The sequence below is a fragment of the Pseudomonas sp. Xaverov 83 genome (assembly GCF_019352905.1).
Taxonomy (GTDB): Bacteria; Pseudomonadota; Gammaproteobacteria; order Pseudomonadales; family Pseudomonadaceae; genus Aquipseudomonas; species Aquipseudomonas yamanorum.
On record NZ_JAAAFU010000002.1, the window covers coordinates 222,291 to 232,247 of the forward strand.

Annotated in this window: 10 protein-coding genes and 2 pseudogenes; 11 read left to right on the plus strand and 1 reads right to left on the minus strand. The window is 58.6% G+C overall.

The window, feature by feature from the left end; all coding sequences use genetic code 11:
* Positions 1–7 precede the first annotated feature (7 nt).
* From K0H47_RS01185 to K0H47_RS01220, 8 genes and pseudogenes are all read left to right on the plus strand, one after another.
* Positions 8–1,402: an ethanolamine ammonia-lyase subunit EutB gene (locus tag K0H47_RS01185; RefSeq protein WP_003219393.1), complete on the plus strand. Its 1,395-nt coding sequence runs from the start codon at positions 8–10 to the stop codon at positions 1,400–1,402.
* A complete protein-coding gene (gene eutC, locus K0H47_RS01190; RefSeq protein ID WP_219271774.1) occupies positions 1,399–2,247 on the plus strand; it encodes an ethanolamine ammonia-lyase subunit EutC in 849 nt (282 codons plus the stop codon). Before K0H47_RS01185 ends, eutC begins: the two co-directional genes overlap by 4 nt.
* Positions 2,248–2,339: 92 nt before the next feature.
* A complete protein-coding gene (locus K0H47_RS01195; protein WP_093204712.1) occupies positions 2,340–2,798 on the plus strand; it encodes an N-acetyltransferase in 459 nt (152 codons plus the stop codon).
* A 241-nt stretch (positions 2,799–3,039) separates the two neighbouring features.
* The gene (locus K0H47_RS01200) at positions 3,040–3,696 is read left to right on the plus strand and encodes a DedA family protein (RefSeq protein WP_008436520.1); all 657 of its coding nucleotides are present in this window, start codon (positions 3,040–3,042) and stop codon (positions 3,694–3,696) included.
* A 6-nt stretch (positions 3,697–3,702) separates the two neighbouring features.
* Positions 3,703–4,533, plus strand: coding sequence for a zinc-dependent peptidase (locus K0H47_RS01205; RefSeq protein WP_017476272.1), 831 nt, complete (start codon positions 3,703–3,705; stop codon positions 4,531–4,533).
* 93 nt (positions 4,534–4,626) lie between these two features.
* Positions 4,627–5,154, plus strand: coding sequence for an inorganic diphosphatase (gene ppa / locus K0H47_RS01210; protein ID WP_003176323.1), 528 nt, complete (start codon positions 4,627–4,629; stop codon positions 5,152–5,154).
* Positions 5,155–5,368: 214 nt separating this feature from the next.
* Entirely contained in the window at positions 5,369–6,145 is a 777-nt protein-coding gene (locus K0H47_RS01215) for an XRE family transcriptional regulator (protein ID WP_219271776.1), read from the plus strand.
* Between the two features lie 418 nt (positions 6,146–6,563).
* Positions 6,564–6,793 (plus strand): annotated as a pseudogene (locus tag K0H47_RS01220) (Fic family protein); the annotation flags it as partial.
* 123 nt (positions 6,794–6,916) lie between these two features.
* Here K0H47_RS01220 and K0H47_RS01225 read toward each other — a convergent pair.
* Positions 6,917–7,228, minus strand: a complete 312-nt coding sequence (locus K0H47_RS01225; protein ID WP_102369971.1) for a DUF6124 family protein — start codon at positions 7,226–7,228, stop codon at positions 6,917–6,919.
* 402 nt (positions 7,229–7,630) lie between these two features.
* Between K0H47_RS01225 and K0H47_RS01230 the strand changes: the two genes are divergently transcribed.
* The 3 genes and pseudogenes from K0H47_RS01230 to K0H47_RS30955 form a co-directional block, all read left to right on the plus strand.
* Entirely contained in the window at positions 7,631–8,275 is a 645-nt protein-coding gene (locus tag K0H47_RS01230; RefSeq protein ID WP_219271778.1) for an NAD(P)H-dependent oxidoreductase, read from the plus strand.
* On the plus strand, positions 8,214–8,606 hold the full coding sequence (locus K0H47_RS01235; RefSeq protein ID WP_219271780.1) for a MerR family transcriptional regulator: 393 nt from the start codon (positions 8,214–8,216) through the stop codon (positions 8,604–8,606). Before K0H47_RS01230 ends, K0H47_RS01235 begins: the two co-directional genes overlap by 62 nt.
* A gap of 147 nt (positions 8,607–8,753) precedes the next feature.
* A pseudogene (locus K0H47_RS30955) lies at positions 8,754–9,957 on the plus strand (type IV secretion protein Rhs); the annotation flags it as partial.

Sequence of the window (9,957 nt, forward strand, 5' to 3'; positions counted from 1 at the left end):
ACTCTGTATGGCAAGCTTTTCCCACGCGGTCGGTGCATTGACCTACCGCTTCGACAGCCTCAAGGACGTGATGGCCAAGGCCAGCCCGGCGCGCTCCGGGGATTTCCTCGCCGGTGTTGCCGCGCAGAACGACGGTGAGCGGGTGGCCGCGCAAATGGCCCTGGCCAATATTCCGTTGAAGCACTTTCTCGAAGAAGTCTTGATCCCGTACGAAAGCGACGAAGTCACCCGACTGATTATCGACACCCACGATAAACAGGCGTTTTCCGTGGTCAGCCATCTGACCGTCGGGGGTTTGCGGGATTGGCTGCTCAGCGACGCGGCCGACGAACAAAGCCTGCGCGCCCTGGCGCCCGGACTGACACCGGAAATGGCCGCCGCCGTGTCGAAGATCATGCGCGTGCAGGACCTGGTACTGGTGGCGCAGAAGATCCGCGTCGTCACACAGTTTCGCGGCACGATGGGCCTGCGCGGGCGCCTGTCCACCCGCCTGCAACCCAACCACCCCACCGATGAACCGGCGGGCATCGCCGCGAGCATTCTCGACGGCCTGCTCTACGGCAACGGCGACGCAATGATCGGCATCAACCCGGCCACCGACAGCATCGCTTCAATCTGCGCCATGCTGGAAATGCTCGACGCGATCATCCAGCGCTACGAAATTCCGACCCAGGCCTGCGTGCTGACCCACGTCACCACCTCCATCGAAGCCATCAACCGTGGCGTGCCGCTGGACCTGGTGTTCCAGTCGATCGCCGGCACCGAAGCGGCCAACGCCAGTTTCGGCATCAGCCTGAGCGTGTTGCAGGAAGGCTACGACGCGGGCCTGAGCCTTAATCGCGGCACCCTCGGGCAAAACCTGATGTATTTCGAAACCGGCCAGGGCAGCGCCTTGTCGGCCAACGCGCACTTTGGCGTCGACCAGCAAACCTGCGAAACCCGCGCCTACGCCGTGGCCCGGCACTTCAAACCGTTTTTGGTGAACACCGTGGTCGGTTTTATCGGCCCCGAATACCTGTACAACGGCAAGCAGATCATCCGCGCCGGCCTCGAAGACCACTTCTGCGGCAAGCTGCTGGGCGTGCCGATGGGGTGCGACATCTGCTACACCAACCACGCCGAAGCCGACCAGGACGACATGGACACCCTGCTCACCCTGCTGGGCGTGGCTGGGATCAACTTCATCATGGGCATCCCGGGCTCCGACGACATCATGCTCAACTACCAGACCACCTCGTTCCACGACGCGCTCTACGCCCGGCAAACATTGGGTTTAAAGCCAGCGCCGGAGTTCGAACAGTGGCTGGCAAAAATGGGCATCTTCACGCAAGCCGACGGCAAGGTGCACTTCGGCAACAGCCTGCCACCGGCATTCCGCCACGCCTTGGCGCAACTGGGATGAAGAAGGAACCGTCTGTGCACATCGACACCCCGGAAAACAACGTGGACAACCCGTGGCTTGAGTTGCGCCGCCTGACCCCGGCGCGGATTGCTTTGGGCCGTACCGGCACCAGCATTCCTACCGGTGCGCAGCTGGATTTCCAGTTCGCCCACGCCCAGGCGCGGGACGCCGTACACCTGCCGTTTGACCATGTAGGACTCAGCAGCCAACTGGCCGAACGCGGCCGTGACAGCCTGTTGCTGCACAGCGCCGCCGTCGACCGTCACAGCTACCTGCAACGCCCGGACCTTGGGCGGCGCCTCAGTGATGAATCGGCCCAGGCCCTGCGGGACTATGCCGAAGCCAATCCCGGCGGTGTGGACCTGGCGGTGGTGGTGGCCGATGGCTTGTCGGCGCTGGCGGTGCATAAACATACGTTGCCGTTTCTTACACGTATGGAGGAACAAACCCACGCGGAGGGTTGGTCGCTGTCGCCAGTGATTCTGGTGGAACAGGGCCGCGTCGCCGTAGCGGATGAAGTCGGCCAGTTGCTGGGGGCGAAGATGGTGGTGATCCTGATCGGCGAGCGGCCGGGGCTCAGTTCGCCGGACAGCCTGGGCTTGTATTTCACCTACAACCCCAAGGTCGGGCTCACCGATGCGTACCGTAACTGCATCTCCAATGTGCGCCTGGAAGGCTTGAGCTACGGCATGGCCGCTCACCGCTTGCTTTACTTGATGCGCGAGGCCTGTCGCCGGCAGTTGTCGGGGGTCAACCTCAAGGATGAAGCCCAGGTACAAACCCTCGAATCGGACGATCCCGACCTGATGAAAGGCAACTTCCTGCTCAGCCCACCGAAGGACTGATCCCTGCACGATTGCGCTTTTTCTCCGCTTTAGGCAGCATCGAAACACGGCCGCTTGTGTGGTCATCCCCCATTTGGAAGTTGAGGCCTGGCATGCGGATAACTCAAGCGACCCTGGAACACCTGGACCTGTTGACTCCGCTTTTCGTCAAATACCGCGAGTTTTACGGCGCGCTGCCTTTCCCTGATTCGAGCCGTGCCTTTCTGGAAAAACGCCTGCGCCGCAAGGAATCCGTGATCTATCTGGCACTGGCCGACGATGACGACAAGAAGCTGCTCGGTTTCTGCCAGCTGTATCCGAGCTACTCCTCTCTATCGTTGAAACGCGTATGGATACTCAACGACATTTACGTGGCCGAAGACGCGCGCCGACAGTTGGTGGCCGATAACCTGATGCGTACTGCGAAGAAGATGGCCAAGGAAACCCATGCCGTGCGCTTGCGTGTTTCCACCAGCAGCGACAACAAGGTGGCGCAGAAAACCTACGAATCCATTGGTTTCCGGGAAGACACCGAGTTCAAAAACTACGTGCTGCCCATCAGCGATGACTGACATCTATTAACCAAACCTCATGCATCGGTTGTGGGAGCCCCCCTCCCACACTGACTCTGTGTCTACAATAAGATCGATGCCGCGACATCCCCCGCTACAAAACCAACACGCTTTTCACGACTCTATCCGTATAATGCGGACCTTTCAGGGTCGTAAGAAACAAGACACAACCTTGTAGCCCTTATTACCCGAAGCCTCCGCACAGGCCCGCTGAGCCAGGCCATTCACACAGGTGCCATCCATGGATTTCAACCCGCTCGACCTTATCCTGCATCTCGACGTGTACCTCGACATGCTGGTGAGAAACTACGGAGTGTGGATCTACGCCATTCTGTTCCTGGTTATCTTTTGCGAAACAGGCCTGGTGGTCATGCCGTTCCTGCCGGGTGATTCCTTGCTGTTCATCGCCGGCGCTGTTGCAGCGGGCGGCGGCATGGACCCGATATTGCTGGGCGGCCTGCTGATGCTCGCGGCCATCCTGGGTGACAGTACCAACTACGTGATCGGACGAACGGCCGGGGAACGCTTGTTCAGCAACCCCAACTCGAAGATCTTCCGCCGCGACTACCTGCAAAAAACCCACGACTTCTACGACAAGCACGGCGGCAAAACCGTGACCCTGGCGCGCTTCCTGCCGATCCTGCGCACGTTTGCACCGTTCGTCGCCGGTATCGCGAAAATGCCTTACCCGCGCTTCTTCGGTTTCAGCGTGTTCGGCACCGTCCTCTGGGTCGGCGGCCTGGTAACCCTGGGCTACTTCTTCGGCAACGTGCCGTTCATCAAGAAAAACCTGTCGCTGCTGGTGGTGTTCATCATCCTGCTGTCGCTGGTACCGATGATCATCGGCGTGTTCCGCAGCCGCTTTGGCCGCAACTCCACCGAAGCCAAGCCGCAGTAACCTGCGATGTGGTCCCTCAGCGCCTGGCGTCGCCGGCGCCTGCTGGCCAAGCACCCGATTGCCGATGAAACGTGGCAACGGGTGCGCCATCACCTGACCTTCCTCGACGGCATCACTGCCGAGCAAGACCAGTGGCTGCGGGAAGCCTGCGTGGTGTTCCTCGCCGAAAAACACCTCACCGCCCTGCCCGGCGTCGAACTGCACCAGGAACAACGCCTGCTGCTCGCCGCCCAGGCACAACTGCCGCTGATGAACCTTGGCGACCTCGACTGGTACCAGGGTTTCCACGAGATCGTGCTGTACCCCGACGACTTCCTAAGCCCCCAGCGCCATCGGGACGCCAGCGGCGTGGAACACGAATGGGACGGCGAGCACAGCGGCGAAGCCTGGCAGCAAGGTCCGGTGATCCTCGCCTGGCCCGGCGTGCTGGCCAGCGGCAACTGGGAAGGCTACAACCTGGTGATCCACGAACTGGCCCACAAGCTGGACATGCTCAACGGAGACGCCAACGGCCTGCCGCCGTTGCACCACGACATGCGGGTGCAGGAATGGGCCAGCGTCATGCAAAGCGCCTTCGACGACCTCAACCGCCAGCTCGACCGCAACCCAGACGCAGAGACTGCCATCGACCCCTACGCCGCGGAAAACCCGGCCGAGTTCTTTGCCGTCACCAGCGAATATTTCTTTAGTGCCCCGGATTTGCTGGTCAGCAGTTATCCACAGGTATACGAACAACTGAGCCACTTCTACCGCCAGGATCCCCTGGCGCGCCTGCATCAGCTGCAGGCCGCCGACGTGCGGTATCAGACTGAACGCCAAGCGCCCTACGACGTCTGACGCATGGCATCGGCGTCAGAATATGCCTATAATCGCCGCCACTTTTAGGCCAATCCGGCCATGTTTCATGGCCAACTACGGGGGCAACGCCCAATGAGCTACAGCAAGATTCCGGCTGGCAAAGACCTGCCGAACGACATCTACGTCGCCATCGAGATTCCGGCCAACCACGCGCCGATCAAATACGAAATCGACAAAGACAGCGACTGCCTGTTCGTTGACCGTTTCATGGCCACCCCGATGTTCTACCCGGCCAACTACGGTTTCATCCCCAACACCCTGGCAGACGACGGTGACCCCCTCGACGTGCTGGTCGTGACCCCTTACCCGGTTACTCCAGGCTCGGTTATCCGCGCACGCCCGGTCGGCATCCTGAACATGACTGACGACGGCGGCGGCGATGCCAAAGTTATCGCAGTACCACACGACAAGCTGTCCCAGCTGTATGTCGACGTGAAGGAATACACCGATCTGCCGCCACTGCTGCTGGAACAGATCAAACACTTCTTCGAGAACTACAAAGACCTCGAAAAAGGCAAATGGGTGAAGATCGACGGTTGGGGCAACGCAGACGCCGCCCGCGCCGAGATCATGAAGTCGGTCGCTGCCTACAAAGGCTGATACCGCTACTCGCTCTAAAAAAGCCCCGATTAATCGGGGCTTTTTTTGTGGGAAAAATATAAACATCCGAGCATTTTAATAAACGCATTTACAGCAACTGTTTAACCAACTTAGTTAACCAGTAGAACATTCCCGCAATAAGGAAACACCTACATACGGCAACTCAACGCATGGTTTATTTGATCTATTTTAACGGCCAGTAAACTCTGCGTTTATGAATACATCAGGTGATCGCTTAAGAGTGCTATTACGGGAAGTTCATCTTTCCGCTTCCGACTTCGCCAAGAACCGCGATGTTACGCCTCAACACGTAAACAACTGGTTCAAACGCGGCGTCCCCATGGGCCGACTCAACGAGATCGCAGAACTGCTGTGCGTCACCAGCCGTTGGCTGCGTACCGGCGAAGGCCCCAAACATCCACCCGTCAACTACCAACTGGACGGCCCCGATGCAGACCACTCCCACCGTATCGCTAGGGAAAGCACTGGCAACTACATCACCCACCCGGTCTCTGGCCCGGTAAAAATCGACGTGGAGATTCCCCTCCACCCCACCTTCACCTCAACCGAAAGCATCCGCCTCTCCCTGCACGCCCTTGAAACCATCGGCGTAAGCCCGGAGCGGGCACTCGGTGCCTACATGGTCGGCAACAGCATGATCGACATCATCCAGGACGGAAGTACCCTCGCCATCGACTGTGGCCGCAAACAGATCATCGACGGCGAAATCTACGCGGTACAGCACGATGGAATGCTAAGGATCAAATACCTCTACAACCGCCCCGGAGGCGGCCTGCGGATGCGCAGCCACAACAGCGCCGAGCATCCGGACGAGTTTTTGACCTACGAACAGCGGCACGAGCAGAACTTTGAGATTCTGGGTTGGGTATTCTGGTGGGCGACACTGAATAACCGCCGCCCGCCGGTGCCGCTGGATGAGCATTTATTAGGCTACGAAGGCTCTAAATCGGATATGGAGCTGGGAAATTGAGGCGAATGTGGGTATTATCCGCCGCACATTTGGTAGGGGGTTGGCGTGAAGCCGGTCCGCCCTGCCTGGCGATGCGGAGGAGTTCCCGCTGATGCCCCTTATCACTCAGGCGCGAGTCTGGGTGAACGATTTGAAGGCTGGTGAGGCTTACCAAAAATAAGCTGAACCAGTCCCCGAGAAGCCGGCCACAAGCCGGCTTTTTAATGCCTGGAAGAAATGCGCTACACCTGCCAGGCATCGAGCTATTTGAGAACGCGCCAACCGCTCCAAGGCACGCAAGCCGTCTTTTCCATCCTCAGGACATTCGCCTGATACGTCGCTAAAAGCCCGTTCCAAGAACACGTTTCGCATACCTGTCGTTACCAACGACATGACATCAAGACGTGTCGCAGAAATCAAAATATAGCGACACGTAGTGCACACCCGCGAGCTGGTAGACGTCATTTTCGAACAGCCCTACTGCCGCATCAGCAACGTCGTCGACAAACAGATTGCCCAGCGTCAAGCAGCCTCCCGTTACCTCAAAGAACTAGTCGCCATCGGCGTTCTGCAAAAGGTTCAGGTTGGCAAGGAAAAAAGCTCTTCATCCATCCCAAGCTGATGCAGTTACTCACTCGCGACAACAACGACTTCAAGCCATACGCCTGAGGGGACAGCTTTACTCGATGACAATCGTCTGCCGGGATCTGCGCCCCTGAGCCGTGATGATTAGCATTTGGTCAGTAGGTTGCTGACCAAATGCATCGTTACCTCAGTGTTGGCTTAGGATCCTCACCTCGGCTGCAAGCAATCCAACGCCCTATCCACCACCACCTTCGACATCTCCACCAAATGCATCACCGCCCGCTGCGCGCCGTTCAGCGGCTCGGTCGACGCCTGGGCGGTCGCCACGGCGCAATGCAGCAACTCGGCAGCATGGGCCAGTGCATCTTCGAAGCTCAGTTCGTCATCTACGGTAAAAGGGTTGGGTGAAGGCGGTACTTCAGGTGCTTTGAGGTAGTGATCGATAGCGCGCCGAGTGGCGTCATTGTCGCTGAGTAAGGCTTTACGGAACGTGGGTGGATCGGGGGTAACTTTGACCATGGTAGAACTCCTAGCAGTGAGTTAAACCACTAACCTCTCGCGACTAAACGATCAGAAGGTGGCAGCTGTACGCAGGTTAGTCGACCGGCCGCTAGGCACCGGCGCACCCGAAGATGCCCTGCGCACAGCCACCATAAAGTGCAGGCGATAAATACCTGGCTTTGAGATGGCGCTGTACGCCTAGCGTTGTCCGGGCGACTAAACCCGATCACTGAATATGCAGTGACGGAACGCAGACTAGTCGTGGGATTTTGCTGGCGCAAGCGCCTGGAATTCTCTAGGAAACGTCCTGCAAATGAAAGGGATCAGTCTTCCTGGCCATTCCCAATCACTGCCACTTCTTGACTCTCCCCCTAAGGTCACACCTCACCCTGAAATCCTAACTTTCAGGACTCCACCGCCATGAGCCAACGCATCCTGGTCATCCTCGGCCACCCTTCCAGCACCAGCTTCTGCTCTGCCCTCACCGACACCTACATCACCTCTGCCAGAACCGCCGGCCATGAAGTGCGCGTCCTACGCCTGGGCGACCTGACTTTCGACCCTATCCTGCACAACGGCTACAGCCAGGCCCAGCCACTGGAACCCGACCTGCTCAACGCCCAATCCGACATCTTGTGGGCCAATCATCTGACATTTGTTTTCCCCATCTGGTGGGGTGGCATTCCGGCATTGATGAAGGGTTTTATCGACCGAGTTTTCCTATCCGGTTTCGCCTTCAAATACCGCAAAGGCAAGGCCTTCCCCGACAAACTCCTGAAGGGCCGAACCGCGCATTTGCTGGTGACCCTGGACACGCCGGCGTGGTATTACAGGTGGTTCTACCGCATGCCCGCGCTGCATCAGATGCGCAAGACGACGCTGGAGTTTTGTGGCATCCAGACGATCAAGACATTGCAGTTCGGGCCGGTGTTGGGCTCTACGCCAGCACAGCGGGAACAGTGGCTGAAACGGGCTGGCGCACTCTTTGGGAAAAGGACTTTTCATGTACATCGGCAAAGCCGCGCAACTATCGGGCACAACCATCAAAGCGATTCGTCACTATGAGGCCATCGGCCTGTTGCCGCCGCCGCAGCGGGAAGGTCGTTATCGCATTTACTCCACGCAAAGTGTCGAGCTGCTGACGTTCATCAAGTGCGCTCAGCAGTTGAGTTTCAAGCTCAAGGAGTTGCAGGCGATTCTGGGTCAGCATCCAGGTGACGGATTGCCCTGGGAGCTGGCGGACAAGGCAATCACCAACAAGAAGCAGGAACTGGTGAGGCAAATCGAAGCGCTGCAGAAGATGCACAGGGGATTGGTCGAATTTGAAGCAAACCTCAAGGACGCTCAGGGTCAATGCAGCGCACCACTGAAAACGCCACTGCCGTCAATGAGCTGAATCGCTGTTTTACGTAGTGCCGGGCAGCCGCTCGGTACGGAAAAAATCGCCCTCCTCGTAAGCCCAATCTGATTTTCCGGACCACTCGTCCAGGCCCCATTTTGCTGTTGCAGACTCCGACGCCTCCCCTTTGCAGAGACGTCACGGATGACTGCTTCTTCGTCCCACATTGCCCATATCGAACACGAACTGGATGGCTTTCATCAGAGCCTGGCGGTGTATCGCCAGCAGGTGGGCGCCTGGTATTCGCAAGCGCTGGATAGGGTCAGCCATGCGGCAGATTTGCCGTCGTTGCTGGGAATGGACCGGATCATTCGGGTGGGAGACTCGAGCAGGTCGGTGAGCATGACCGATGACAACTTCTCGACGGTGGTGCGCTGTGAGGCCAGTGGCGTACTGGAGATCGAGAGCAAGTTCGAGTCGGTGTATGACGTGCCGCTGGGAGGTATCCCGATTGAGGTAATTGGGCTGGATGACGGCAGCTCTACCGTCGTCATGCTCGATGAACAGGGAAAAGGCTCTCACCATTGCCTGGCCGGCCAGCGTTACCGGATACGGGTGCAAGGCGGTGTTTCGGACGAGCACGTCGAGGCACTGTTTTCGTCATACGACGGTTTGACCGCGGACCTGGAAAGCTGGCTTCGCAAGCAATGGGGTGGTTTCCGGCCGCATTGGGAAAGGTCCACTTCGAGCGCGATTGGCAATGGCGTGCTGACGGGAAGTTGGGCGGCGATCACCGGGGTGTGGGACGCCATCAAGCAGGTACAGGAGATCTTCAAGGACCCCGGCAAGCTGTTTGAAAGCCTCGGGGCGAAAGCCAGCGAATTGATGGAGCTGGCTCGCACTGCGCCAAAGGTGATGGAACAGGCGATGCTGCTGGCCAGCGATGAGGCGGCGCTGTACCTGATGTTGCGCACGGCGATGATTTGGCTGTCGGCGTTGCCCCCCAGTGAAGTTGCCGGGAGTACCGCCGAGGCGGTGGCCGGTTTTGTGGTGTCGTTGCTGATTGATTTGTTGGTGGCTGCGTTGCTGACGGTTGTTTTGCCAGCGGCGGGCATCGCTTATCTGAGTTCGCGTGCGCTCAGGTATGGCGCTCGGATTGTTGAGGCAGCCATTGAGTTTGTGAAGGGTATTTTCGGCGTTCTCCAGCGCTTTATGGGGGCAGTGAATCGCTATAAGGCAGTGGCGGTTCGGGGCGCTGTGGAGGGATTGAAAAAAGGTGGCGTGCAGATGCGCTGGGGGCCGCGTCAGAACACGGCGGTTCGCGAGAAAGCGCATGTCGATGATGTGCCTGCTTCTGCGAAGAACCCCGGAGGTGACGCGACCGCTCCCGCAGATAAGACCGCAACCA